The organism is Phycobacter azelaicus, assembly GCF_014884385.1.
Lineage (GTDB): Bacteria > Pseudomonadota > Alphaproteobacteria > Rhodobacterales > Rhodobacteraceae > Phycobacter > Phycobacter azelaicus.
Genome location: NZ_WKFH01000003.1, coordinates 1,656,356 through 1,682,336, shown reverse-complemented (window position 1 = coordinate 1,682,336; position 25,981 = coordinate 1,656,356). Strand labels below are relative to the sequence as shown.

General features: G+C 59.6%; 29 protein-coding genes. 6 read left to right on the top strand and 23 right to left on the bottom strand.

Annotated features, from left to right (window positions below):
• Positions 1-79: 79 nt before the first annotated feature.
• A complete protein-coding gene (locus tag INS80_RS09120; RefSeq protein WP_192965333.1) occupies positions 80-904 on the bottom strand; it encodes a DUF6473 family protein in 825 nt (274 codons plus the stop codon).
• A gap of 155 nt (positions 905-1,059) precedes the next feature.
• Between INS80_RS09120 and INS80_RS09115 the strand changes: the two genes are divergently transcribed.
• The gene (locus INS80_RS09115; protein ID WP_192965332.1) at positions 1,060-1,935 is read left to right on the top strand and encodes a 3-hydroxybutyryl-CoA dehydrogenase; all 876 of its coding nucleotides are present in this window, start codon (positions 1,060-1,062) and stop codon (positions 1,933-1,935) included.
• Positions 1,936-2,158: 223 nt separating this feature from the next.
• Here the strand turns inward: INS80_RS09115 and INS80_RS09110 are convergent, their stop codons facing one another.
• The 7 genes from INS80_RS09110 to INS80_RS09080 are packed head-to-tail and all read right to left on the bottom strand — an operon-like array spanning position 2,159 to position 7,556.
• The gene (locus tag INS80_RS09110; protein WP_192965331.1) at positions 2,159-3,055 is read right to left on the bottom strand and encodes a lysophospholipid acyltransferase family protein; all 897 of its coding nucleotides are present in this window, start codon (positions 3,053-3,055) and stop codon (positions 2,159-2,161) included.
• A gap of 34 nt (positions 3,056-3,089) precedes the next feature.
• Positions 3,090-3,359 carry an HPr family phosphocarrier protein gene (locus tag INS80_RS09105; RefSeq protein ID WP_192965330.1) on the bottom strand — a complete coding sequence of 90 codons (270 nt, stop codon included), beginning with the start codon at positions 3,357-3,359 and terminating at the stop codon, positions 3,090-3,092.
• 9 nt (positions 3,360-3,368) lie between these two features.
• Entirely contained in the window at positions 3,369-3,767 is a 399-nt protein-coding gene (locus INS80_RS09100) for a PTS sugar transporter subunit IIA (protein ID WP_192965329.1), read from the bottom strand.
• 22 nt (positions 3,768-3,789) lie between these two features.
• Positions 3,790-4,656 (bottom strand): RNase adapter RapZ, encoded by an 867-nt coding sequence (rapZ, locus tag INS80_RS09095; protein WP_192965328.1) that lies wholly within the window; start codon positions 4,654-4,656, stop codon positions 3,790-3,792.
• Entirely contained in the window at positions 4,649-5,086 is a 438-nt protein-coding gene (locus tag INS80_RS09090; protein WP_192965327.1) for an HPr kinase/phosphorylase, read from the bottom strand. Before INS80_RS09090 ends, rapZ begins: the two co-directional genes overlap by 8 nt.
• A gap of 13 nt (positions 5,087-5,099) precedes the next feature.
• Positions 5,100-6,815, bottom strand: coding sequence for a sensor histidine kinase (locus INS80_RS09085; protein ID WP_192965326.1), 1,716 nt, complete (start codon positions 6,813-6,815; stop codon positions 5,100-5,102).
• 33 nt (positions 6,816-6,848) lie between these two features.
• Complete coding sequence (locus tag INS80_RS09080) at positions 6,849-7,556, bottom strand: response regulator transcription factor (RefSeq protein WP_192965325.1); 708 nt, start codon at positions 7,554-7,556, stop codon at positions 6,849-6,851.
• 355 nt (positions 7,557-7,911) lie between these two features.
• On the opposite strand from INS80_RS09080, the gene INS80_RS09075 reads away from it, so the two are divergent.
• Positions 7,912-9,510, top strand: a complete 1,599-nt coding sequence (locus tag INS80_RS09075; protein ID WP_192967242.1) for a phosphoenolpyruvate carboxykinase — start codon at positions 7,912-7,914, stop codon at positions 9,508-9,510.
• 83 nt (positions 9,511-9,593) lie between these two features.
• Here the strand turns inward: INS80_RS09075 and dgt are convergent, their stop codons facing one another.
• The 3 genes from dgt to INS80_RS09060 form a co-directional block, all read right to left on the bottom strand.
• Complete coding sequence (gene dgt, locus INS80_RS09070) at positions 9,594-10,949, bottom strand: dGTP triphosphohydrolase (protein WP_192967241.1); 1,356 nt, start codon at positions 10,947-10,949, stop codon at positions 9,594-9,596.
• A 77-nt stretch (positions 10,950-11,026) separates the two neighbouring features.
• Complete coding sequence (locus INS80_RS09065; protein WP_192965324.1) at positions 11,027-11,926, bottom strand: cation diffusion facilitator family transporter; 900 nt, start codon at positions 11,924-11,926, stop codon at positions 11,027-11,029.
• 59 nt (positions 11,927-11,985) lie between these two features.
• Positions 11,986-12,753, bottom strand: coding sequence for a sulfite exporter TauE/SafE family protein (locus INS80_RS09060; RefSeq protein ID WP_192965323.1), 768 nt, complete (start codon positions 12,751-12,753; stop codon positions 11,986-11,988).
• A 144-nt stretch (positions 12,754-12,897) separates the two neighbouring features.
• On the opposite strand from INS80_RS09060, the gene INS80_RS09055 reads away from it, so the two are divergent.
• The 3 genes from INS80_RS09055 (at position 12,898) to INS80_RS09045 (ending at position 15,861) form a co-directional block, all read left to right on the top strand.
• Positions 12,898-14,583 (top strand): acyl-CoA dehydrogenase family protein, encoded by a 1,686-nt coding sequence (locus INS80_RS09055; protein ID WP_192965322.1) that lies wholly within the window; start codon positions 12,898-12,900, stop codon positions 14,581-14,583.
• A gap of 150 nt (positions 14,584-14,733) precedes the next feature.
• On the top strand, positions 14,734-15,432 hold the full coding sequence (locus INS80_RS09050; RefSeq protein WP_192965321.1) for an SGNH/GDSL hydrolase family protein: 699 nt from the start codon (positions 14,734-14,736) through the stop codon (positions 15,430-15,432).
• 6 nt (positions 15,433-15,438) lie between these two features.
• Complete coding sequence (locus tag INS80_RS09045; RefSeq protein WP_192965320.1) at positions 15,439-15,861, top strand: META domain-containing protein; 423 nt, start codon at positions 15,439-15,441, stop codon at positions 15,859-15,861.
• On the opposite strand, the gene recO is transcribed toward INS80_RS09045, so the two are convergent.
• The 12 genes from recO to folK form a co-directional block, all read right to left on the bottom strand.
• Positions 15,845-16,570: a DNA repair protein RecO gene (recO, locus tag INS80_RS09040; protein ID WP_192965318.1), complete on the bottom strand. Its 726-nt coding sequence runs from the start codon at positions 16,568-16,570 to the stop codon at positions 15,845-15,847. The two genes, INS80_RS09045 and recO, sit on opposite strands and share 17 nt — an antisense overlap.
• A gap of 3 nt (positions 16,571-16,573) precedes the next feature.
• Positions 16,574-16,903, bottom strand: a complete 330-nt coding sequence (locus INS80_RS09035; protein WP_192965317.1) for a DUF1491 family protein — start codon at positions 16,901-16,903, stop codon at positions 16,574-16,576.
• Complete coding sequence (gene era / locus INS80_RS09030; RefSeq protein ID WP_192965316.1) at positions 16,900-17,808, bottom strand: GTPase Era; 909 nt, start codon at positions 17,806-17,808, stop codon at positions 16,900-16,902. The genes INS80_RS09035 and era overlap by 4 nt, the downstream gene beginning before the upstream one ends.
• Entirely contained in the window at positions 17,805-18,491 is a 687-nt protein-coding gene (gene rnc / locus INS80_RS09025) for a ribonuclease III (protein ID WP_192965315.1), read from the bottom strand. Before rnc ends, era begins: the two co-directional genes overlap by 4 nt.
• Positions 18,488-19,324 (bottom strand): signal peptidase I, encoded by an 837-nt coding sequence (gene lepB / locus INS80_RS09020; RefSeq protein WP_192965314.1) that lies wholly within the window; start codon positions 19,322-19,324, stop codon positions 18,488-18,490. The genes rnc and lepB overlap by 4 nt, the downstream gene beginning before the upstream one ends.
• 60 nt (positions 19,325-19,384) lie before the next feature.
• Complete coding sequence (gene acpS, locus INS80_RS09015) at positions 19,385-19,816, bottom strand: holo-ACP synthase (protein WP_192965313.1); 432 nt, start codon at positions 19,814-19,816, stop codon at positions 19,385-19,387.
• 98 nt (positions 19,817-19,914) lie between these two features.
• Positions 19,915-20,376, bottom strand: a complete 462-nt coding sequence (locus INS80_RS09010; RefSeq protein ID WP_192965312.1) for a hypothetical protein — start codon at positions 20,374-20,376, stop codon at positions 19,915-19,917.
• A 4-nt stretch (positions 20,377-20,380) separates the two neighbouring features.
• Entirely contained in the window at positions 20,381-21,142 is a 762-nt protein-coding gene (locus INS80_RS09005; protein WP_192965311.1) for a pyridoxine 5'-phosphate synthase, read from the bottom strand.
• Positions 21,143-21,241: 99 nt separating this feature from the next.
• Entirely contained in the window at positions 21,242-21,964 is a 723-nt protein-coding gene (locus tag INS80_RS09000; protein ID WP_192965310.1) for a DUF2062 domain-containing protein, read from the bottom strand.
• Positions 21,965-21,997: 33 nt separating this feature from the next.
• Positions 21,998-24,142 carry a RelA/SpoT family protein gene (locus INS80_RS08995; protein ID WP_192965309.1) on the bottom strand — a complete coding sequence of 715 codons (2,145 nt, stop codon included), beginning with the start codon at positions 24,140-24,142 and terminating at the stop codon, positions 21,998-22,000.
• Positions 24,143-24,180: 38 nt separating this feature from the next.
• The gene (rpoZ, locus tag INS80_RS08990) at positions 24,181-24,534 is read right to left on the bottom strand and encodes a DNA-directed RNA polymerase subunit omega (protein ID WP_192965308.1); all 354 of its coding nucleotides are present in this window, start codon (positions 24,532-24,534) and stop codon (positions 24,181-24,183) included.
• A gap of 90 nt (positions 24,535-24,624) precedes the next feature.
• On the bottom strand, positions 24,625-25,197 hold the full coding sequence (gene folK, locus INS80_RS08985; protein ID WP_192965307.1) for a 2-amino-4-hydroxy-6-hydroxymethyldihydropteridine diphosphokinase: 573 nt from the start codon (positions 25,195-25,197) through the stop codon (positions 24,625-24,627).
• A 136-nt stretch (positions 25,198-25,333) separates the two neighbouring features.
• Here folK and INS80_RS08980 point away from each other — a divergent pair, with 136 nt between their 5' ends.
• On the top strand, positions 25,334-25,909 hold the full coding sequence (locus INS80_RS08980; RefSeq protein ID WP_192965306.1) for a LabA-like NYN domain-containing protein: 576 nt from the start codon (positions 25,334-25,336) through the stop codon (positions 25,907-25,909).
• Positions 25,910-25,981 lie beyond the last annotated feature (72 nt).

Sequence of the window (25,981 nt, the reverse complement as noted above, 5' to 3'; positions counted from 1 at the left end):
GCATTCTATGCGGGCCTTTTCTATTTAAGAAAGCCCGCCGCACACACACTGCCCCGACAAGGCAATGAACCACGTCGCCTTAGCGCGCGTTTACAATCTCTTGCAGATATTCCGCAGTCGCGCAGCCGATCCGGTTGTGCTCCTTCGGGCCAAGCATCAGGCGCGCAGTTGGCAGATCGAGCGGCCCCATCTCCATACCTGTCACGTCATTGGCCAGACCGGCGGTGGTAACGGGCATCTCCACGACACCTTCCACCAGAGGGCGCAGCGAGTCGATCATACCCTGGTCCACGAGAACCGGTTCGCGGTTGACCAGATCCACCCCCCCCAGATTGTAGCGCAGCCAAAGCAGCACCAGCCGCCCGTTCAAGGTGCTGATCAAATCTCCCATGCGGCTGACCCAGTCTGACTGGATGTGGACCCGCACAGTCTCAAACCGCTCATCACAGACGTCCTTGAGACGGCTGAGCAGGTGTTTGTTGAAATGGAACTCCGTAAAGTCGATCTCGGGATAGAGCGACACCAGCGCAGGACGCGCCTGTAAGAAGCGGTCATTTCGCCTTGGATGTACCTTGTAGTATCTGTTCGACAGGTTCTGCGCGCCAAACACTTGTACGACCACAAGGTCGGCATCCTGTGCCACACGCATCAGGCCTGTATCACTCAGGAAACTGTCCAGCCCTGCGTTCACCCCACCAAGGTTCACGCAAGGTACATTCAACAACGATTCTGTCACCGCAGGAAACGGTTCGGACACGAATCGCCCGAACACTTCCGTCCCACCAAGGAACGCAATATAAGGGTCGTCCAAATCACGCACGGGCCCACGCACTTGTAGCCTTGACCCCGCATAGCAACATGTTCCGACCGAAAGCGCCGAAGCGCTGTTCAGCTCGTAGCTCATAGTCCCACCAAATTTTCACCCGATAGTCACTTTGAGACCCAAAGCTTGCAAATTTCCTAAGTCTCGAATTTGGTTAAAATAGCAACTGTGCGGCCTTGTGCCGCCCCCAAAGCCCCCGATATGATCACCAAGCAGACAGCCAGGGAGCCACAGGCATGGAAGTCAAAAAAATCGGTATTATCGGTGCAGGACAGATGGGCAACGGCATCGCACATGTCATGGCAGTAGCCGGCTATGATGTTGTAATTAATGATGTAAATCAGTCCGCACTCGATGGCGCCTTGGCCACGATCCAAAAGAACCTAGCGCGGCAATCCAGCCGGGGAAAGATCAGCGAAGGCGATGTTCAGGCCGCCGTGGCGCGCATCACTCCGACGCTGTCGCTTGCCGATATCGGTGCGACGGATCTTGTGATCGAAGCGGCAACGGAACGTGAAACCATCAAGCAGGCCATCTTCGAGGATCTGCAACCGCATCTGCAACCGCATACGATTCTCACCTCCAACACCTCGTCCATCTCTATCACCCGTCTGGCGAGTCGCACGGACCGGCCCGAGCGGTTCATGGGCTTTCACTTCATGAACCCGGTGCCGGTTATGCAACTCGTGGAACTGATCCGCGGCATCGCCACCGACGAAGAGACCTTTGCCGCCTGCCAGACCGTGGTCGAACGCCTGGGCAAAACCGCTGCCAGCGCCGAGGATTTTCCAGCCTTCATCGTCAATCGGATTCTCATGCCGATGATCAACGAGGCGGTCTACACGCTCTATGAGGGCGTCGGCTCCGTGAAATCCATCGACGAATCGATGAAGCTGGGCGCCAACCACCCCATGGGCCCGCTCGAGCTGGCGGATTTCATTGGCCTCGACACCTGCCTTGCAATCATGAACGTACTGCATGATGGGCTTGCGGACACCAAATATCGCCCATGCCCCCTGCTGACTAAATACGTGGAGGCAGGCTGGCTTGGCCGAAAGACCCAGCGCGGTTTCTATGACTACCGCGGCGAAACGCCCGTACCGACACGCTGAGCCGCTGCTGCGGATACCTCGTCCGCCTGAGTACGAGCAGAGCAGGCGCGGGGTTCCGCGGCCGACAAGACAAATCGCCGAGGGTCTGCGTCCGAAGGGTGCGGAGACCTCTATATATGTTGCAGGGTAAACTGGACTGCGCCAAGCCGGGATCAGGGGGTGAGATCTTCGAAGCTGATGCTTTGGTGACTCTGAAGGTTCATCAGCCCCCAGATCATTGCGATCAGCAGTTCTTCTCGCCAAGGGACAGCGTGTGTTCCCGCAGCCAGGCCATGAAACCGCGCGGATCGCTGTGAAGCCTCTCCATCTGCTCATCGGTCAGGGGCTCCCCGACGATGGGTGCCTGTGGCTTGTTGCAGGAGCGCACGATCTCATGCAGCAACAGCCCCTGGCGCAGGATCGGAGAGATCCGGCAGGCAATCTGGTACCAACGCGAATTTGATCCAGGAAAGAAAATTGGAACCACCCGTGCCCCGGAACGGCGGATCAGCTGAGCGGTGAAAACGTTCCACTCCCGTTCGATGGCGGGGCCGAACCAGCTGTCCGATGACATCACCACACCTGAGGGGAACAAAGCGACAACACCGCCTTCCTTCAGATGCCCCATCGCCTTGGCCCTCATCTCGACCATCTTGCGCTGCGCTTCGGGATCATGGGGAAAGGGAACCGGAATCATGAAGGAGGTTGCCGCCTCATCCAGTCCAGTCAGAACCGAACGCGTCAAAATCCGGTAATCCAGTCGGGTCCGGCCAATGAGATCGGCAAAGATCATACCGTCCACCATCCCATGAGGATGATTGGCGACAATCACCACCGGTCCCTCGGCTGGAATATTGCGGATCTGCTCTTCCGGCGTCAAAAGGTCGATGCCCATGACATTGAGTGCACCGCGCCAGAATTTCTGACCACGATACTGGGCGTTCTGGCGCTCAAACTTTTTGACCATGCGCAGAATGGTCAGCTTGCCAGTGCACCACTCGATCGCCCGGATTGCGATCGACGTCCAGCGATCATCAAATGAATTGGCATAGGTCAACGTGCGCCGATCGTAGACCTCGCCCGTTTGCGTATCACTTTCCGGCGTGAGGCCGCCGTCATGGTCATGCGCCGTGTCCGCCACTTTGCCCTTCCCGTCTTTCGCAACCGTTATGCGATCAGAACCCTTCACCGAACTTATCCGCCACCAAGGCCTCTACAGCCGCAGCCAGGGCGTCCGCATCTGGCCCGGAGGTTTCGACGTCAATAGTCGTTCCTTTGGATGCTGCCAACATCAAAAGGCCCATGATGCTGTCCCCAGAGGCCGACAGGCCGTCCTTTGATACCTCGGCAGTCGCGTCAAACCCTTCCACGACCTCAACCAGTTTGGCCGAAGCACGGGCATGCAGGCCTTTCTCATTCACGATCTTCAGCGTCTTTTGAGCCATAAAATATGCTTACTCCCCCACGGGATTTATGTTCTGCGAATTGATGTATTTGCGCCCCGCCTCCATCGCCAGGCGCACCGCATCGGCAACCGGCAAATGGCGCGACTTTGCCAGTTTGATCAGCATGGGCAGATTGGCGCCATAAAGGATCCGGCGATCTATCGGAGCGCAGGCGCGCAGGCTCAGATTGGACGGCGAGCCGCCGAAGAGATCAGTGACAATCACAACCCCCTGGCCGGTGTCGACCTCATCGGCAGCGATGCAGATCTCGCGCTGCTTGTCTTCGCGATCGTCGTCCGGGGAAATGGTTATCGCCCGAAGGTTCGGTTGTGCGCCGACCACATGTTCGACCGCTGCCAGATATTCTCTGGCCAGCCCTCCATGCGCGACAATCACAATCCCGATCAACCCGGCCTCTCCGTTCTTGCAGCTAGCTTTGCAGCTCGCGATGCCTAATTGACACCTGCTGTCCGTCTTCTGCAAGGGTCTTGGCGAGGGTTTCTGCGAGTGTCACCGAACGGTGTTGCCCGCCGGTACAGCCAAAGGCGATGGATAGGTGCGATTTTCCCTCCTTTCGCACGGCAGGCAAAAGAAAGCTGACCATGTCGATCACGCGTGAGACGAAGCCATCAAATAAGGGGTCGGACTTCACGTAGGCCTGTACAGCACCGTCACGCCCGTTCAGTGTGCGCAACTCCTCTTGCCAATAGGGATTGGCCAGAAACCGGCAATCGAACACAAGGTCGACGCTCCGCGGCACACCACGTTTGTAGGAAAAGCTTTGCACCGACAGAGCCAGAGCTCGCCCTTGCGGTGCAAACCAATGCTCAATCTCGGCCTTGAGCTGGTGCACATTCATTTCCGAGGTGTCGAGCAGGATATCTGCCCGCTCTCGGATCTGGGTCATCAAGTCCAATTCACGCGCAACGCCAACTTCCGGTGTCTCTGCTGGTGCAAGGGGATGCCTGCGCCGAGTCTCTGAATAACGGCGCAGCAGGACATCAGGGCTGGCATCAAGATAAAGAACCGAGAGTTTGGCGTCCCGGCGGTCCGCCAGCACATCGATCATATCCAAAAGCGCTGCCGGGGAAAAATCCCGGTTGCGGCTGTCCAGCCCCAGGGCCATTGGCTCAGTAATCCCGGCCGCTTCGATCAGTTTGGGCAAGAGCCGCAGAGGCAGGTTGTCTATGGCCTCGAACCCGAGATCTTCAAGCACGTTGATCGCGCTGGTCCGCCCCGCTCCTGACGGGCCTGTCACCAGAACAACTGGGGGCGTTTCAGGAGTGGCGTCAGGCATCCGGGTCAATCGCTCCGCATTTCAGGTATTGGATCAAGGCCGGGGCGAAATGTGCGGCCTGCGCGCGCCCCAGCACCGGCACGCTGATCCCCAGTATCGTTTCGAATACCTGTGCCGGAAGTCGCTCGAGTTCAACCCTGTCCAGATCCAAAATCGCGTGAACAGGGCTTTCCCTGGCGCATCGGGCGTTCAAAATCCCGACACCGCGCGCTTCGATCATCCCCGAAATTGCCTGTGGCGCCCGCGCCATGAGACGCCCGTCAAGCGGCCGCAGCAATACTCTGTCATCAGCGACCAACTCGGCGCCATAGGCCATCAGCTGCAAGGCCAGGCCGGATTTTCCGCTGCCTGCCGCTCCCCTGATCACAAGCGCCCGACCGTCCAATGCCACGCAGGTGGAATGGAGGCAAAGATCGCTGTTCTGTGTCATCGGAATACGGGGATCAGACCGGCAGGCCAACCACGAAACGCGCGCCGAGGGGCTCAGACGTGATATCCACTTCCGTCGGGCGAATATTCTCAGCCCAGATCACGCCGCCATGTGCTTCGACGATCTGTTTCGATATCGCGAGCCCAAGGCCGGAGTTGTTCCCGAAATGCTCTTCCGGGCGCTGGGAATAAAAACGCTTGAAGATTTTGGAAAGCGCCTGCTCCGGTATCCCCGGGCCGGTGTCTTCTACGACCACAAGAACGCGGTTGGCCCGGCGTCGCGCCCAGACGCGAATGGCATCCCCTTCTTCACAGAAAGAAATCGCATTGGTGATCAGATTGACGAACACCTGAGCAAGGCGTGCCTCAAGGCCATGAATCATAATCGGCTGCGCCGGCAAATCAGTGATGTAGTCGATCCCCTGTCCACGCGCATCTTCGCTGAGGAACTGGTTGAGGTTCGCCAGCATGTTCAGCAGGTCGAATTCCTCTTCCTCTTCCTTGACCAGCTCTGCATCCAGCCTCGAAGCATTGGAGATATCGCTCACCAGACGGTCAAGACGGCGCACGTCGTGTTCAATCACTTCCATAAGCTTCTCCCGCTGATCTTCGCGCTTTACCATGCGCAACGTCCCAACCGCCGACTGAAGGCTGGCGAGAGGGTTCTTGATCTCGTGTGCCACATCAGCTGCAAATTGTTCGTTACTATCGATGCGACTGTAGAGAGCTTTTACCATGCCGCGCAGTGCAAGGCTCAGGCGGCCGATCTCGTCGGGACGGGCTGAGAGGTCAGGAATACGAATGCGACTCGGCTGGGGCTTACGCCCTCCACGGTCACGACCGCTTTCGGCGGCTTCAGCAAGGTCGGCCAGCGGGTTTGCTATTGTTGAGGCCAGAACGAGGCTGAGCCCGATAGAGACCAAAAGGGCGATGACGAACATCTGCAACACGCGTTCCCGTTCGCTGCGCACCAAGGCGTCGATCTCCCCGATGGGAGAGGCCAGCGCAACGACGCCAATCGCCTGGCCATTGTGAATGATGGGGGCCGCCGCAGAGAACACCGTCCCTCCGCGCGTGTCTACCGCCGTATCGATCGTCGCTCCGGCACTGAGAGTGCGCTTGGCCAAAGCGCCAAGTTGTTCCTCAAGCGACGGGGCCTCGGCCTGCCCTGCATCGTCTGATTTGAAAACTCCACCAACAGCGGACCAGAGCGCCGACAGGCCATCGCTGATCAGGGTCTTGCCGGATTCGTTTTCGTTCAATGCATTCAGCGCATCAGAACGCGCCACACCGGTGACGCTAGCGATCATTGTACCGTTGGCATCAAAGACCATTGCCTCCACGCCGCCGCGCAAGGTCAGCCCCGACAGCGTCTGCTCGGCGTCGATACCGTCCTGTGTCGCAAAACTCACGGCGCCGGCAGCAGGCAGCTCGGCCTCGAAAACGTCCGATATCAGGGACGCCTCGGCAACCAAAGCCCCGGCCTTTTGCCGCACGAGACTCTGACGCGAGGAATTCAGGTACAGAATCCCGGCAACCAGAATGATCAGGGCAATAAGGTTGAACGTGATGATCTTGCGGGTGAGCGGAGATCCCTTGAGCGAAAAAAAGCTGCGTCTGGCCCGGCGCACTTGCAGTTCTTCAGTCACGGACTGTTCCGGCGAGACCCAGTCTTCCCCGAGGACGACGTCCTGATCAGATGCATGTTCCGCTTTGCCGGTGTCGCGCATAGGCGCCTGCCCTTCCAACGCCGTTATCGGCTCTTACTCTTCGTTATACCGGTAACCGATGCCATAAAGGGTCTCGATTGCCGCAAAATCAGGATCCGCGCTGCGCATCTTCTTTCGCAGGCGTTTGATGTGGCTGTCGATGGTCCTGTCGTCGACGTAGACCTGATCGTCATAGGCAACGTCCATCAGCTGGTCGCGGCTTTTGACGAAACCCGGGCGCTGCGCCAGTGCCTGCAGCAGCAGGAACTCGGTCACGGTCAGCGACACGTCCTTACCTTTCCAGCTGACGGCATGCCGCAGAGGATCCATCCGCAGGTTCCCGCGCTCCATCACCTTGGTTTCTGCCACAGGGCCACCTTCGACGGCATCTCCGCTGATGGCTTCCTGGCGCCGCAATAGGGCGCGGATGCGTTCCACCAACAGTCGCTGGGAGAAGGGTTTCTTGACGTAGTCATCCGCCCCCATCCGCAGACCGAGAACTTCGTCGATCTCGTCGTCCTTGGAGGTAAGGAAAATCACCGGCATCTGGGTTTTCTGGCGCAGACGCTGCAGCAGGTCCATCCCGTCCATGCGCGGCCTCTTGATGTCCAACACGGCCATATCCGGAAGCTTCTTGTTGAAAGCATCCAGGGCCGCCTGGCCATCATTGTAGGTCTCGACCTCGAAACCCTCCGCCTCGAGCGTCATGGCCACCGAGGTGAGGATATTTCTGTCGTCGTCCACCAAAGCAATCTTTGACATTGAAAGCGCCCCTTAATCACTGCTCAGCTTGTCGCTTTTTATATTCCTTAATCGCCGTTTCGCGGCATCGAATCAATCCCCATTGAAGAATCATGGCTCGCATGCGGCCCAATTTGGGCAAAAATGTCTTAGCGCGGACTAAAGATATGCCCTGCTTTCCCGCTTCGCGGAAATGGTTGCGCTAAACATCGCCGTGATGGCGCTAACTGCGCCAAAGCGTCCTGTTCACCGCCTAAAACGTCATGTTAAGACCCCGCTGACCGGTGTCGCTACCGGCGAAATTGCGCGTGGGCGCGGCTTTAAATGTATGCGGCTCGATTGGTCGCCACAGGAGAAAGAACACATGACATCAGCCATGGCATCAGGACGGGTAAACCCGAATTTCCGCCTCGAGGATCAAGGCATCGAGGGTCTGGGCAATGTCTATTACAACCTGATGGAGCCCGCGCTGATCGAGGCGGCCCTGAAACGTGAGGAAGGTACCCTTGGCAATGGCGGCGCTTTCCTCGTCACCACCGGCAAGTTCACCGGCCGCTCCCCCAAGGACAAGCACGTGGTCAAGACCGACAGTGTTGCCGATACGATCTGGTGGGAAAACAATGCCGAGATGAGCCCGGAAGGGTTTGATGCGCTTTATGCAGACATGCTGGAGCATATGAAGGGCCGCGACTACTTCGTGCAGGATCTGGTTGGCGGCGCCGACCCGGCTCATGCCATCAACGTGCGCATGGTGACCGAGCTGGCCTGGCACAACCTCTTCATCCGTCACCTGTTGCGCCGTCCCGAGCGCGAGGATCTGGATGAGTTCCTGGCCGATTTCACCATCATCAACTGCCCGAGCTTCCAGGCGGACCCGGCCAAGCACAACTGCCGCAGTGAGACCGTGATCGCGCTGAACTTCGACAAAAAGCTGATCCTGATCGGCGGTACCGAATATGCGGGCGAGAACAAGAAATCCGTCTTTACCCTGCTGAACTACCTCTTGCCCGAAAAAGGCATTATGCCGATGCACTGCTCGGCCAACCACGCCAAGGGCAACCCGGTGGACGCAGCGGTCTTCTTCGGCCTGTCCGGCACCGGCAAGACCACTCTGTCGGCTGACCCAGACCGCGTGCTGATCGGCGATGACGAGCACGGCTGGGCTGACAACGGTACCTTCAACTTCGAAGGCGGCTGCTATGCCAAGACCATCAACCTCAACCCCGAGGCAGAGCCGGAAATCTACGCCACCACCGAGAAATTCGGCACCGTGATCGAGAACATGGTCTTCGACCCCGAGACCTTTGAACTGGACTTCGACGACGACAGCCTGACAGCCAACATGCGTTGCGCTTATCCGCTGAACTACATCTCCAACGCCTCCGAGACGGCGCGCGGCGGTCACCCGAAGAACATCATCATGCTGACCTGTGACGCCTTTGGCGTTCTGCCGCCCATCGCGCGGCTGACCCCGGCGCAGGCGATGTATCACTTCCTGTCGGGCTTCACCTCCAAGGTGGCCGGCACCGAGCGCGGCGTGACCGAGCCTGAGCCCACCTTCTCCACCTGCTTTGGCGCCCCATTCATGCCGCGTCGCCCCGAGGTTTACGGCAACCTCTTGCGCGACAAGATCGCCCAGCACGGCGCGACCTGCTGGCTGGTGAACACCGGCTGGACCGGTGGTGCCTACGGCATTGGCTCGCGCATGCCGATCAAGGCAACCCGCGCCCTTTTGACCGCAGCGCTGGACGGCTCCCTGGCCGAGGTTGAGTTCCGCAAGGACAGCAACTTTGGTTTTGACGTTCCGGTCGCTGTACCCGGCGTCGCGGAAGTCCTTCTCGATCCACGTCGCACCTGGGACGATCAGGAAGCCTATGACAAGCAGGCTGCCAAGCTGGTCAAGATGTTCTCGGACAACTTCGAGCAGTACCTGCCCTATATCGACGAAGACGTGAAAGCCGCAGCGATCAGCTGAGGCCCTTCCCTTTGCAAGACATCAAAAAACCCCGGTCCAGCGCCGGGGTTTTTCATTTGCCCTCGTCCCTGACCCAGCATCGCTCAGCCCTGCGGAACGCGTCCTTCGACCATGTCGCGCACCTTCACCGCATAGCGATCCGTCATGCCGGATACAAAATCAGCCAGTGAGTGCAGCGCGGTATATTCGTCGCTCACCCCGCGCAGGTCCAGATCCACCGCGCGGATCAGTTTCGCCCAATAGCCATGGCGCGCCTTCAGCGCCTCGACGTCCCAATCACAGAGCTTCAGATCCTCATAGAGTCCGCTGAAGTGATCGAGCAACCCGTGCAGCACCTGACGACCCGAAATCTCCAGCTCGGTCTTGCGCCGCGCGGTAAAGATCCGGGCGTTTGAGATGTCTTTCAGACCGGCAAAGGCCTCCGCCTTGGAGGAGACCTCCATCAGCCCGTCGCTGAACTCTCCCATCATGATGGCATCGTAATGGGCCATGAAGGCCTCGACTGCGCTGTCGATGGCCGCGCCAATCGCCATGGCCCGCAGCATGCCGACCCTGTCCTTCAAAGGCTGGGCCGCATCGCCCGGATGGTTCGCTTTGCCGGTAATATCCTCAAGGATCCCCGCAACCAGATCGCTGTCCAGATCGCCCACCGTGGCAGCATCCTCGATGTCCAGAATGCGGTAGCAGATGTCATCCGCCGCCTCGACCAGAAAGGCGAGCGGGTGGCGCCGCCAGATCTGCGCCGCGCCGCTTCCTTCGGACGGCAGGCCCAGCGCTGTTGCAGCCTCGGCGAAAAGATCCCGTTCAGACTGGAAAACGCCGAACTTCTTTAGCCCCACATAGTCGCTGTCCGACAGCGCTTTTGCCTCGGCCGTGCAGGGGTATTTGGAAAAGGCCCCGAGCGTTGCGTAGGACAGGCGCATTCCGCCCTCCCGCTGGCCCATCTCTAGGCGGGACACGATACGAAAACCCTGGGCATTGCCTTCAAAGGCTTCGAATTCAGCCCGCAAAGCAGCAGGTATCCCGGCGGCAAGACCGCTCCCTTTGTCAAACTGCGCCTTGAACCATTCTCCGATACTATCTTCACCAGAATGGCCGAACGGCGGGTTGCCGATGTCATGCACAAGACAGGCCGCCTGCACGACACCCGCCATCACATGCTGCTGCCCCTCGGCCAAGCTGCCGCGCTCCACCAACCGTTGCCCCACTTGAATACCAAGCGAGCGCCCGACGCTGGAGGTTTCCATGCTGTGGATCATCCGGTGGTGCACATGGTCGTGGTCATGCAGCGGGTGCACCTGCGTTTTCTGGGCGAGACGGCGGAAGGGTTCGGAGAACAGGATACGGTCATAGTCCTGCAGATAGGCGGGGCGTCCGGGCTTTTCCTCGAACTCAGGCCTGCACAGACGCCCCGGGTTCAACAGCCTGTTCCAATCCATCGCCATATGCTGCACTCCTGCCCTTATGCGTGTCTTGGAACGGGTTAAACGGAAACAGGCAGGAAATTGCAATTGCCTCAGCGCGGGGAAATGCCGGTCTCCTCAAGCTTGTACTCTGGCTCCACGTGGATATTGACCTTCGCTTCGGGCAGTTTGGCACGGATCGCATCCTCAACCCGGTCGCAGATGTCATGTGCAGCGCGCACCGTCATCATGCCAGCCACCACCATGTGAAACTCCACAAACAAAGCCTTGCCTGCGCGGCGAGTCTTCAACCCATGCACCTGCAGCGCGCCCTCCGCCGAGCGGTGAATGATTTCCTCGATCTCTTCGCGCTCTTCGCTTGGCGCGGCGGAATCCATCAGACCGTTCACCGAGGCCGTCACAACACCAAAGCCCTCACGCAGGATATTGACCGCAACGATTAGGGCCAAAGCGGGGTCAAGCCAGCTCCACCCGGTCCATAGCGCCAGCCCAAGGCCGACCAGCACACCAACCGAGGTCCAGACATCGCTCATCAGGTGTCGGCCGCCCGCAACCAGCGCCGGGGACTTCAGAGCCCCCCCGCGCCCGATCAAAAGCCGCGCCCAGATTAGGTTCACCACCATGGCAATCGCATTGACCCACAGCCCGGCAACCCCCCAGTCCGCAGGAGCCATGGGGCGCATCAAACCGTAGATTGCCTGCTCAAGGATCAAAAAGGCAGCGATGATGATCATGATTCCCTCGGCCACCGCCGAGAAATACTCGGCCTTGTGATGCCCAAAGGGATGTCCCGCATCCGCCGGACGGTTGGCATAGCGCACCGCCATCCATGCCAAAAAGGCGCCGCCAACGTTCACGAGGGATTCCAGCGCATCGGAAAACAGCGCAATCGAGCCCGTCAGCCACCAGGCAACCAGCTTGAGCCCCAGAACAATGAAGGAAATCACGATGGATCCTAGGGCCAGTTGATCTGCACTCAGGCGTTTGCCCATGTCGTTTCTGTCCCTGCGCGCTCACTTTGCCCCGATATTGCCCAGCCTTCAGGCAACGATCACAGCATCAAGGCACGGCGCAGCAAATTCAAGCCCGCGACCAGAAGAACAATCAAGGTCACCCGGCGAAAGGCCGTCTGATCGATCCGGTCATGAAGGCGTCCGCCAATCCACATCCCCAACACCGCTGGCAGAACCAAGGCCACAGAAAAAGGCGCAGTCTCAGAGCGCATGACGCCAGAAGCGATATGGCCAAACAGGAGTGCAACCGCCCCCATGCCATAGATCACACCCTGCACGCGGATCTGTTCGCTCTTTTCGGTGCCAAGCGCGGTCAGGTAGGCCACCGTCGGCGGTCCCCAAACACCGGACACCCCTCCGATGAACCCGGCAAAACCGCCCACCAGCACCTCGGCCAGCCGAGTGGGTTTGGACAGGATCAGTTGCTTGCCCATGAGCTGCGTCAGTGCGAATAGCGACACGGGGATACCAATGATCAGCAGCATGGCCTCTTGCGGCAGCACCCGCACCAGCTGCGCGCTGGTCAAAAGGAATACGAGCCCCACAAGCAGAAACAGCCGGAAGCGCTGCATCGACTGCAGTGCGGCCCCAACGCCTTGACGCAGCGCCTGCATCCCATTGGTGACCAACGTCGGAAGAATCAACCCAGCCAGCGCCAGCTCCGGCGACATGAACATGCTGAGACCTGAGATGAGAATCATCGGCATGGCAAACCCGACCAGCCCTTTGACCGTACCGGCGACAAGGGCAACGGCAAAGGCAGCAGCCAGATCCTCAGGTGTGAATGCAGAAAAAAGGCTTGTCATTCCTCTTCATAGCGATACCTCCAGACCGCTGCACGGGCAAAATAAAGACGAAGTATTTGGTCGAAATGCCGCATCGCGGCGTATTTTTATTGCGCTGCAACTGCGAAAAGACTACGACCAAGCGACCGAAGAAGGATGTGATTCATGGCCCATGACGGACAAGACTTGCAAATGAAGCCCACTGTACTCCCCGAGTTGCTGACATTGACCGCAGCGACGATTGCCCCGCTTGACCAGCTTCTGGACGCTGCCAAAAGCGCAGTACGCGAGCTGGTGACCGCTGAGGGGCGCGTATCGGGCGCACTGGTGGAACAGCACCAGACCGCCGCGCACGGGCTGTCCTGGCTGGCTACCTATGTCTACAGCCTGCGCCAGATGCAGAACTGGGCGGCCCGCATGGCCGGCGAAGGCAAGTTCAACGAGATGGAGCAGCTGATCCACCAGATCGCCTTTGGCGAATACCTGGCGCAGATCCGTGGCGGCATCCAGATGAACCAGACTGAGATCATCCGCCTGCAGGATCTGGGCCTTGATGCCGGCGCCGAAGAGGCTCTGAACACGGCCGAGGTCATGACGCTGGTGCGCGACGGCAACTCCAACGCCGCCCGCAGCCGTCTGGTGGAGCTGATGCAGGAACAGGCCGGGTCTGTGATGTTCGGCGCTTCGGGCCTCGATGAAGAGTTGGAGATGATCCGCGACCAGTTCCGCCGCTATGCGCTGGAAAAGGTCGAACCCTTTGCCCATGAATGGCACCTCAAGGATGAGCTGATCCCGATGGAGATCATCGAAGAGCTGGCCGAGATGGGCGTCTTTGGCCTGACTATCCCCGAGGAGTTCGGCGGCTTTGGCCTCTCGAAGGCGTCGATGTGCGTGGTCTCCGAGGAACTGTCGCGCGGCTATATCGGTGTCGGCAGCCTTGGCACCCGCTCCGAAATCGCAGCCGAGCTGATCATCGCGGGCGGCACGGATGAGCAGAAAGCAAACTGGCTGCCCAAGATCGCCAGCGCCGAAATCCTGCCCACCGCCGTCTTTACCGAGCCAAACACCGGCTCTGACCTTGGCTCCTTGCGCACCCGCGCGGTCAAGAACGCCGATGGCGATTATGAGATCACCGGCAACAAGACCTGGATCACCCATGCGGCCCGTACCCATGTGATGACCTTGTTGGCGCGTACCAACCCGGAGACCACCGATCACCGCGGCTTGTCGATGTTCCTGGCAGAGAAAACGCCGGGCACCGACGAAAACCCCTTCCCCACCGAAGGCATGACCGGCGGCGAGATCGAGGTTCTGGGCTACCGCGGCATGAAGGAGTACGAGCTGGGTTTTGACGGCTTCAAGGTCAAGGGCGATAACCTTCTGGGCGGTGAAGAGGGCAAGGGCTTCAAACAGCTGATGGAGACCTTCGAATCTGCCCGTATCCAGACTGCCGCCCGCGCCATTGGCGTTGCGCAATCGGCGCTAGATATCGCCATGCAGTATGCCCAAGATCGAAAGCAGTTCGGCAAATCGCTGATCAACTTCCCGCGCGTGTCGTCGAAACTGGCGATGATGGCGGTAGAGATCATGGTGGCGCGCCAGCTGACCTACTTCTCGGCCTGGGAAAAGGACAACGGCCACCGCTGCGACCTTGAGGCCGGCATGGCGAAACTCTTGGGCGCTCGCGTCGCCTGGGCGGCGGCCGACAACGGTTTGCAGATCCACGGCGGCAACGGCTTTGCGCTGGAGTACAAGATCTCCCGCGTGCTGTGTGACGCCCGGATCCTCAACATTTTCGAAGGGGCCGCCGAAATCCAGGCCCAGGTGATTGCACGTCGCCTGCTGGCCTGAGCGCCCTCCTTCTCAACGATCACTCCCCGGGGACATCCCCGACTGGCCCGGCCTTTGTGCCGGGCTTCTTTTTTGCCGTGCTGCACCGTTGGGGAGGCGGCGGTGCAGTTTCCCGTTTCCCTTCAACCTATGCGGCGGTACATCTTGGTCATGACTGCATTCTTGCGCCCGGTTTTGATCCTCTTGGTCGCGCTGCTGCCCCTGACCGGCTGCGGCGAGGTGCCCGCGCGCAAACCGGACGCCCGCATTCTGATGATGGGGGATTCCATGCTGGCGTGGAATGGCGGCACCGGGCAGGCCGTGTCGGATGCAATCGAAGACACCCTGAATGAGCCGGTTGTAGACCGCTCTGTCATTGGTGCGCGGATGATCTACCCGCTGCCTCTGACCGGCGCTGCGGGGCTCAACATCCCGAAACAATTCCGCGCCGGAGACTGGGACTGGATCGTTGTGAATGGCGGCGGCAATGACCTCTGGCTTGGCTGTGGCTGTATCGTCTGCACCCGCAAAATTGATCGACTGGCAGCACAGGATTCCAGCGATGGCGCGATCCCCGACCTGATCGCGCAATTGCGCGCCACCGGCGCCCAAGTGATCTATACTGGCTATCTACGCAGCCCGGGCCGTGGTTCGCCCATCGACCACTGCAAAAAGGACGGGCAAGAGCTGGACCGCCGGATCGCGCGGCTGGCTGAGGTAACCGAAGGTGTGTTTTTCCTCTCACTCGACGGTCTGGTGCCCCATGGCGATCTCACCTTCCACGCCATTGACCGGATTCACCCCTCGATCAAGGGCAGCGCTGCCATCGGTGCAAAAATCGCGGCCCTTATCGAACAAGAAGAAAGCTGACCAGAAATGCCCAAGACGTCGTATCGCCGTCTTCACCTGCGCGGCGCCCTTGCCGCTGCCACCATGATTCCACTGGCGGCCTGTGCAGGGGATGAGACCCTCACGGCCTATGGCGCTGCGGGCAAGACATGGGTGCTGAGCCAGATAGACGGCAAGCCCTTCGCGGCAACAGCAACCCTCGAATTCCCTGCGCCCGGTCAGATCGCAGGCCAGGCCCCCTGCAACGCCTATCGCGCCGAGATCACGGCGCCCTATCCATGGTTTGAGGCCGGGAGTCTTGCCGCCACCCGCGCGGTCTGCCCCGATCTGTTGGGCGAAACGCGCTATCTCGAAGCCTTGCAAAGCATGAGTGAGGCCGAGGTCGCCGGTGACGTTCTGATCCTGCGCAATGACGCGGGCAGAGAGCTGGTCTTCACGGCAAGCGGCTGATCAAGTCAGAAAGCCGCCCGCGGGCCTCTGGCAAGGGGCGGTTGCCGAGCGACGGCGCCAGATGATGCTCAAAGAAATGCCCGGTGGTGCCCAGGGCCAAGGCGATCTCGCTATTGCCAGCCTCTCCCTGCCCCAGCAACACCGGTGGCAGCGGCAACAGGCGATCCGCCCAATCCCCCGCGCCCGCTTCTGACACCGCGCGCCCGGTTTTGGGGGACACATAGGTCAGGTTCTCTTGCGTGCCCGTCACGGCGCAGGCGGTCAGATCAAGGCCGAATCCCATCTCCTCAAGCAATGCAACTTCCCAGTGGAGATAAGCGAGCGGCCACAAGTCCTCTTGCTCCAGCAGATCCAAAAGCTGTTCTGTGCGGGCATAAAGGGCCGGATAGGCGGCGCGTTCGGGCAGGCAAAAGGACAAAAGCGCCGTCACTGCATTGAGGCCCGCCAAAGCCAGTCGCCCGGACAGCGCCGCAGCCGCGCGGCTGCGCAAAGGTTCTGCCTGATAGCTGCCAAGGTGTTCCTCAAGCCGGGCACGCCAGGTCAGATCTAGCTGCGCGCCGGGCTGTAGGATCGGCGCCATACGCCGCCCCGCCCCGCCGCGCACCACGCCTGCATGGCGGCCATGGCTTTCGGTGAAAACATCGATGATCGCGGCGCTTTCACCATGGCGGCGCAGGCTCAGCAATATACCATGATCGCGCCAGTCCATCGCCTAGTCCAACCCGGGTTCATCCAGCAGGTGACGGCCCTGCCGGTCTTCCACCTCGATCACCCAGAGGTCGGGGTCAAAACCGCGCTGCTTGGCGATGGCAGCGTCCACATCGCCCTCTGCCCCGGCCGCTAGTGAGACCCATTTGCGATCGCCGCTCATCAGATCATAAGAGCGGTGAAAGGCTTCGGCCCGCCCATCCAGCGTGTTCAGCTTGACCAGAACCGCTCCGGCAGTGTCGTCGCCATGGGCGGTGACAAAGGCCGGGATCTCCTGAAACCTCAGGCGTGCCAGATAGGCATCGACCCAGAAACGCGCCGTGAGGCGGCTCATGCGTTTCCGTCTTTGAAATCAAGCCCCATTTCCGAGTAACGCTCGGCCTCTTCCAGCCAGTTGGGCCGTACCTTGACCTGCAGGAACAGATGCACCTTGCGGTCCAGGAACTCTTCCAGCTCGGCGCGGGCGGCCTGGCTGACGGCCTTGATGGTCTCGCCCCGCTTGCCCAGCACGATCCCCTTGTGACCATCGCGAACCACATAGATCACCTGATCAATCTTGGCAGAGCCGTCCTTGCGTTCTTCCCAATTCTCGGTCTCGACGGTGAGCTGATAGGGCAGCTCCTGATGCAGGCGCAGGGTCAGCTTTTCACGGGTCATCTCTGCCGCGATCATACGCATGGGCAGATCGGCAATCTGGTCTTCTGGGTAAAGCCAGGGGCCTTCGGGAACCTCGTTCGCCAGCCAGTGGCGAAGATCCTCGACGCCGTGGCCGCGCTCGGCAGAGATCAGGAAGGTTTCGGCAAACGCGTATGCGTCGTTCAGCTTCTTGGTCAGTCCCAACAGCTCTTCGGCCTGCACCTTGTCGATCTTGTTGATCGCCAAAGCAACCTTGCGGCCCTGTCCGATCTCTTCCAGCCCTTCAAGGATCCGCTCCACCCCTTCGGTGATGCCGCGATGGGCTTCCACCAGCAGCACGACCACATCCGCATCGGCAGCTCCGCCCCAGGCGGCAGCGACCATGGCGCGGTCGAGGCGACGACGCGGTTTGAACAGGCCCGGCGTGTCGACAAAAACAAGCTGGCTCTCGCCTTCCATCGCAACGCCGCGAATGCGGGCACGGGTGGTCTGCACCTTGTGCGTCACGATCGAGACCTTGGCCCCCACCATGCGATTCAACAGGGTGGATTTACCTGCGTTCGGCTCTCCGATCAGGGCAATGAACCCGGCGCGTGTGGTCATGTGTCTTGCTCCAATCGTGTCAAAAGGGCCTTGGCGGCGGCCTGTTCAGCCTGGCGTTTGGACCCGGCAGAGGCCTGTTCCTCGGTGCCGTCCTCCAGCCGCACCGCGATGGTGAAGATCGGCTGATGATCCGGCCCTTCGCGGGCGATCTGCACATAGGCAGGCGGGTTCTGGCGGCGGGCCTGTACATATTCCTGAAGCGCGGTCTTGGGGTCGCGGGCATCCTCTTCGACGGCTCCGACCCGGTCTCCCCACAGGCGCAGGATCATGGCTTGAGCGGCCTCGAAGCCCGCATCCTTGTAAACGGCGGCAATCACCGCCTCCATCGCGTCTCCAAGCAGGGCTTGCTTGCGCCGACCGCCAGACATCATTTCCGACCGGCCCAGTTTCAGCACCGCGCCCAGGTCGATCTCGCGCGCCACATCGGCGCAGGCCTCTTTACGCACCAAAGCGTTGAAACGCGGTGCCAGCTGGCCTTCGCTTGCGGTCTTGTCATGCTCAAGAAGGGCCGTGGCCATCACGAGGCCCAGCACCCGGTCACCGAGAAATTCGAGCCGCTGATTGTCCTGCCGCGTCGCTGAAGAAACCGACGGATGGGTCAGAGCGCGCACCAAAAGATCGGGCCTGGTAAAGTTATGGCCGATCCGCTCCTGAAAAGCGCGCATATCCTTGGAAAGCTTCACTCGATCCCCTTGAAGAAACGATCGCTGCGCCAGGTCCAGAAGAACAGCATCGAACGACCCGCAGAAGAGAACATGATACGATCTGCGCGACCAATCAGGTTTTCATAGGGCACGAACCCAACACCGCCGGCGGACTGCGGCAGGCGGCTGTCGCTGGAGTTGTCGCGGTTATCCCCGATAAAGAAGTAGTGGCCATCAGGGACCTGGTAGACGCCGGTATGATCCATCCCCTGGTTGCCGATATTGAGGATCACATGCTCAACGCCGCCAGGCAAGGTTTCGATCTGGCGGGATTTCTTGCAGATGGCGCCTTCACCAACCGGAGCGTTCTCACAGCGGGGGTAAGAGCCCATTGGGCCCTGGCGCTCCATCACTTCCTCGAACTCACCCGCATCCTGAAGGGAGACGGCCGTACCGTTGATGTGCAGCACTCCATTTTTGACCTGCACGCGGTCTCCGGGCATGCCGACCACACGCTTGATAAAGTCAGTACCGGTCACAGGGTGGCGAAAGACCGCCACATCGCCGCGTTCAGGCTCACTTCCCAAGATGCGGCTGTTGTCACCATCCAGAAACCCGCAGATGTCGCTGGCATCGATGTCGATGCCTACAAAGCCAAGACGCACGCTGGGACAAGAGGCGTAAGAGTAGCCATAGGCCATCTTGTTCACGAACAGGAAATCACCGATGAGCAGTGTTTCTTTCATGGATCCGGACGGGATCCAGAAGGGCTGAAAGAAGAGCGTGCGAAAGACGCCAGCGATAAGCAGGGCGTAGACAATGGTCTTGATCGTCTCAATGATCGAATGTCCGGCATTCTGTTTGGCCGTCATCGGGCTCTCCGGTGTAATTGGGTTGGGTCGGGGGCTACATGCGGGCCGACAAGGTCTAAGTCAAGCTTCGGCGCCGGATTCGGGGCCCAGATCGGCAATAGGGCGTGCTTCGATCAGCACCATGGCCTGCGCCCAGGGGTGATCATCGGTCAGCGTCACATGAATGTGGGCTTCATAGCCCGGCGGTGTCATCTTTGCGAGGCGCTCGGCCGCCCAGCCGGTCACATGCATCACCGGCTGGCCCGTTCGCAGGTTGCTGACCGACATGTCCTTCCAGGCGATTCCCATGCGAAGGCCCGTGCCAAGCGCCTTGGAACAGGCTTCTTTCGCCGCCCAGCGTTTGGCATAGGTACCCGCCACATCGCGGCGGCGTTCGGATTTGCGCTGTTCAATTTCGGTAAAAACCCGGTTGCGGAAGCGATCACCGAAGCGGTCCAGTGTGCGCTGGATCCGTTCGATATTCGCAAGATCGGTGCCGATGCCCAGAATCATCGTCTTCCCTTTCCTTTCGGATCGAAGCTCATACCTCCGGACATGTCAGCCTGCGACCGAAGCGCCAAACGGCAGCGAGCCCCCTATCGGGCCATACCTTATTCAACCGTGACCTGCCCCGTGGCTTGATTGATTGTCACGACCACAGCGCTCAGGCGACCCAGATCCACGCGCCCGGTATCCGGGTCGAACTGGCCAACGGGAACCACCAAGGAAAGGCCGCGCGCCGGGTCATAGCTGGACCGGACCTTCGGCAGGAAAATCTCGTAATACCCCATGCCTTGGCCAAACGATAGAACGTTACAGGCTTGTCCGTACTCGGGATCTGGCGACAGGATCAGAAGATGGCGGGAGCAGCAAACCGGCTCTCCGCCCGTGTCCAGCAAAGCAATCCGGATTGCCCCATTGGCGTATGTCCGGCTGTTCTCTTCCCATGGCGAGACCAGATTTGCGGCCGATGCCACCCAGTCACAGGGTTCAAGGCTTTGACCATAGACCGGAGCAGAGGCTAATACAGACACACAGCCAAGTGCGGCAAGAAGCGAAGTTCGTACACCCATTCCGCTACCCTTGCCGTGCCGCGTCCATCAGGCGACGCATTTCCGAGATCGCGGCGGGCAGGCCGACGAACATTGCCTCCCCCATAAGGAAATGGCCGATGTTCAGCTCCTTTACCTGCGGCAGGGCGGCAATAGGGCCGACGCTTTCATAGGTCAGGCCATGGCCCACATGGACTTCCAGACCCAATTCATGGGCATAGGCAGCCATTTCGGTGATCTTGGCAAGTTCCGCATCGCGCACGTCCCAGCGCTTTTCAGCCCAGGCATCGGCATAGGCACCTGCATGCAGCTCGATCACCGGAGCGCCAATGCGGTGGCTGGCCTCGACCTGTGCCTTGTCAGCGCCGATGAACATCGAAACCCGACTGCCCGCCGCGCTGAGCGGCGCGATGAATTCTGCCAGCGCATTGTCGTTTCCGGCCACATCCAGCCCGCCCTCGGTCGTTCGTTCCTCGCGCCGCTCAGGGACAAGGCAGACCGCGTGGGGCTTGTGGCGCAAGGCGATGGACTGCATTTCCTCGGTTGCGGCCATCTCGAAATTGAGCGGCGCACTCAAGGCTTTCATCATGCCATCGATATCGCTGTCGATGATATGGCGACGGTCTTCGCGCAGGTGTGCTGTGATCCCGTCAGCCCCGGCGTTCTGTGCCAAAAGTGCAGCGCGCACCGGATCCGGATTGTCGCCACCACGGGCATTGCGCACAGTGGCCACGTGATCGATGTTCACCCCCAGCCGCAGCCGGTTGTCTGCCTTGTGTTCTGTCATATTCCCTGATCCTGAAAGGGCTGTTCTGCGACAGAGACTAGACGGGCAGACCGCAGGGGCAACCCCGATTTCACATACGCAGGTGCAAACAAAAGGGGGTCAGTCTGCGCGCCGCTTGACCCGCGCCCCAATCGAAGTCTTGAGGCTGGTCTTGAGGCCCTTCTTGAGCGGCACCTCCTGCGTTTCACTGCCTTGAAGGGCAGCGCGGCGCTTGATCTCTTCGAACTTGGCCTTGATCTTGGAACGACGGCGCTGCTGGTAGGCCCGGATCAGGGGTAGGCTGATCAAATAGCCCGCCGTGGCCGTAACAACACCGGGGATGAGCCCACCAACCAAGTATGGATAAAAGACCTCGTTGTAGAAAAGATGCAGCCCGCTCCAATCGGCAGGTTGATCGCTGTAGAGTGCAAAAAGGTTATCTTTGAGATCATCCCCTGCGGCCAGGAATTTGCCCACCAGGGATTTGTCCACCTCCTGATCAAACTCGGTGCCGAGCAGCCAGTGACCGGTCTGGAGCGAAACAACGCCAATCGGCACGTAGGTCAGAGGATTACCAAAGAAGGTCGAGCTGAGCGCGGCCAGAATGTTACCGTTCATAACCCGAGCAATGATCGCCGCGACGACAAAATGCATTCCGTAGAACGGGGTAAAGGTCGTGAAGACCCCTGCCCAGACCCCGCGCGCAATCCGTTCAGGAGAATCGGGCAGCCTGCGGACGCGGTGTTTGACGTAGTGAAAGGCCCTGGTCCAGCCGCCACGCGGCCAGAAAAAGTCCGCAACCGCACGTAGGGGCGGACGTCTGTCCCGGCGCCTGAATACCAACGGTTTGCGTCCTTCCCAATTCCAGCCGAACCACTATCCCGGAATCGTGCGTTTCACCGGCTTTTCCCTGAACCGCACCACCTCGGCGACATGACTTTCCGCCTCCAGTGTCAACATGAGGGAATGAAGCTGTTCAACATCCCGCAGTTCAACATTGATCATAAGTCGGTAAAAGTCTGGTTTCCTGTCAACAAATTCCAGGTCCGAAATATTGGCCTTCTTCTCGCCGATCAATGTGCAAATTCGCCCCAACACCCCTGCATCATTACCGATGATCATCTCAAGGGTCGTGCTGTACACCGCAGGATGAGTGCCACTGTGCCAGTGCACGTCGACCCAGCGTTCCGGCTGGTCCTCGTATTCACCAAGCCGATCACAGTCTGCTGCATGCACAACAACACCCTGTCCCCGGAACGTGATCCCGATGATCCGCTCTCCCGGAAGGGGCTGACAGCAGGGCGCGCGCTCAAAGCTCTGTCCCGGCTCAAGGCCGATCACCGCACGGCGCATGGAAACTTCTTCGGCCTCATGCGCGGTCAGGTCGGGGTAAACAGCCTGGACCACGTCGTGAGCAACGATTTCTGCTGCGCCAAGGCGGGCCAAAAGCTCATCCACGGAGCTGACACGCAAAGCGCGGGCAGCGGTTTCCAGTGCCTTGTCCGTCGCCTTGCGGTTCACATGTTCAAAGGCCGAGCGCGCCAGTTCGTGACCGAGCTTCACGAACCGCGCCCGATCCGCTTCGCGCAGGGCGCGACGAATGGCAGTGCGGGCCTTGCCGGTGGTGGCGATCTCGATCCAGCTGACCTGGGGCGTCTGGCCCTCGGCTGTGATGACCTCAACCGATTGTCCGTTGCGCAGCCGTGACCAAAGAGGCACCCGGATTCCGTCCACCTTGGCGCCTACGCAGGCGTGACCAATACGGGTGTGGATGGCATAAGCAAAATCGATCGGTGTGGCCCCCTTGGGCAACTTGATCACATCACCTTTTGGCGTGAAGCAGAAGACCTGGTCGGAATACATCTCCAGTTTGACCGCCTCGAGGAATTCGTCGTGATCCTCCTCGGCGTCGAACTGTTCGGTAAGCGAGGAGATCCATTTCGCCGGATCCACGGCAAAGGGGTTCTCCGAACGCACGCCATCGCGATAAGACCAATGCGCGGCAACGCCGGTTTCGGCGACATCATGCATTTGCCGGGTTCGGATCTGCACCTCGACGCGCTTGCCATCTCGCCCGGAAACGGTTGTGTGGATCGAGCGGTAGCCATTGGATTTCGGCTGGCTGATATAATCCTTAAAACGCCCTGGAACGGCCCGCCAGCGTTGGTGAATGGCACCCAGAGCCCGATAGCTGTCTTCCTCAGACTGGGTGATCACGCGAAATCCGTAGATGTCGGACAAGCGCGAAAACCCCTGATCCTTGGCCTGCATCTTGCGCCAGATCGAATAGGGTTTCTTGGCTCGGCCAAAAACCTCAGCCTCGATCCCGGCCTTGTCGAGTTCCGCCCGCATATCGCCTGTGATCCGGTGGATCACATCACCGGTTTCCCGCTGAAGCGTGACAAAGCGGCGGATGATCGACTGTCGTCCCTCGGGGTTCAGCACGCGGAAGGCCAGATCTTCCAGCTCTTCGCGCATCCATTGCATCCCCATGCGTCCTGCCAGCGGCGCATAGATATCCATCGTCTCGCGCGCCTTCTGAGCCTGCTTTTCCGGGCGCATTGCCTTGATCGTGCGCATGTTGTGCAGGCGGTCGGCCAGCTTGACCAAGATCACCCGCAGATCCTTGGACATGGCCATAAACAGTTTGCGGAAATTCTCAGCCTGCTTTGTTTCCCGGCTGGAGAGCTGCAGATTGGTCAGCTTGGTGACACCATCGACCAGCATCGCGACCTCATCGCCAAACCGGCGGGCCACCTCGTCGTATGAAGCCTTGGTGTCTTCGATGGTGTCGTGCAGGAGCGCGGTTATGATGGTGGCATCATCCAGGCGCTGTTCTGTCAGGATGGCCGCGACCGCAACGGGATGCGTAAAATAGGGCTCTCCGGAATGGCGGAACTGCCCTTCATGCATCTCCTTGCCGAATTCGTATGCCTCGGCAATGCGCTCGGCGTTTGTCTTTGGATTGTAGTTGCGGACCAGAGCAATCAGATCTCCGGCGGAAATTTCGGGAGATGTCATATCCGATCCGCAGCCTCAGGTATCAATGTCTGCGATGCTCAGCCCTGGCCCTGGGCCTCCATCAGTGCACGCAGCAGTTTTTCCTCGGACATGTCGTCCTCGGTGGGTTTGTCGTTCTCGGCCCCCATTAGCAGGGCCATCTGATCTTCTTCAGGCTCGTCCACCTCGATCTGAGTCTGGTTGCTCTCAATCAGGCGCTCACGCAGCTCATCGGTGCTTTGGGTTTCCTCTGCGATTTCCCGCAGAGAGACAACGGGGTTCTTGTCGTTGTCACGCTCGACCGTGATCGGAGATCCGGCCGAAATCTCGCGGGCACGGTGTGCGGCGAGCATTACCAGCTCAAAGCGGTTGGGTACCTTATCTACGCAGTCTTCAACCGTCACGCGGGCCATGGGCGACTCTCCAAAAATTGTGTGGGTCCGGAAGGGAGACTTCTAAGCCGATATCTTTTTATTGACAAGCTCAGAAAAGAGCGCATTGGGTCAATTAATAGGGATTACGGCCTCGATTTCGGCTTTCGGCAGCGTCTCGAGCAGCTCAGCCGCCGTTTTGTTCAAGACGGGATGGCACCAATCCGGCGCGATATCGCACAACGGCACAAGAACAAAGGCCCGGTCCTGCACACGTGGATGCGGTAGAATCAGCTGCTCGGGGACTTCCTGCATCTGAGCTTCCAGAGGCAGGGTGCGCCAGCGATCATATCGCTCTTTATCCGGCAGCACATTTGAACCAAGATCGATAAGGTCAAGATCAAGCGTCCGCATGCCCCAGCGCTGCTCTCTTTGGCGCGCATGCGATGCCTCGATCCTGTGCAGCTCCTGCAACAGAGCGTCTGGCGACAGCGTGGTTTCGATATGAACAACGGCGTTTACATAATCCGGCCCGGCCCCTGCCGGGAAACAGGGCGTGCGAAAGAATCGGGAAACCCCGCGCAAACGGGACGGCCCAGCAGCAAGCTCCGAAATCGCTGAGGCAAGGGTTGCCTGCGGCAGCACGTCGCGGAAATTCAGGTTTCCACCCAGTGCGATATACGCATAAGACCGGATATCGGACATTTTGGCGCCATTCCATATGATCCTTTTACTTGCAGCAGGTGCCAAATAACTTATATTAAGTCCACCCGTTTCGCCCCTTATTAGCATTCACTCACGGAACATCTGGCGAGGCGGGCATATCGGAAGGACTGTTTTTATGTTTTACAAAGACGAACGGCTTGCGCTGTTCATCGATGGTTCGAACCTATACGCAGCAGCAAAGGCACTGGGTTTCGACATCGATTACAAGCTTTTGCGGCAGGAATTCATGCGCCGTGGAAAGCTGCTGCGCGCCTTTTATTACACGGCCCTCTTGGAAAACGACGAGTATTCCCCCATCCGCCCCCTGGTGGATTGGCTGCACTACAACGGCTTCACCATGGTCACGAAGCCCGCCAAGGAATACACGGACAGCATGGGGCGCCGTAAAGTCAAAGGCAACATGGACATCGAGCTGACCGTTGATGCAATGGAACTGGCGCCGCGCGTGGATCATATCGTGCTCTTCTCCGGGGATGGGGATTTCCGGCCGTTGATCGCAAGCCTGCAGCGCCAGGGGGTTCGGGTGTCCGTGGTCTCCACCATCCGCAGCCAGCCACCGATGATCTCGGACGAGTTGCGCCGTCAGGCTGACAACTTTATCGAGCTGGAAGAGCTGAAGGACGTGATTGGACGCCCTCCACGCGAATATCCCACCGAGCAGCAGCGCTCTCCTGTGGCGGCCCAGTCGTAACGAACCCGATCCGGCCTATTCGGTTTTACCAAAAAGAAGGCGCCCTTTCAGCGGGGCGCCTTTGACTTGAGA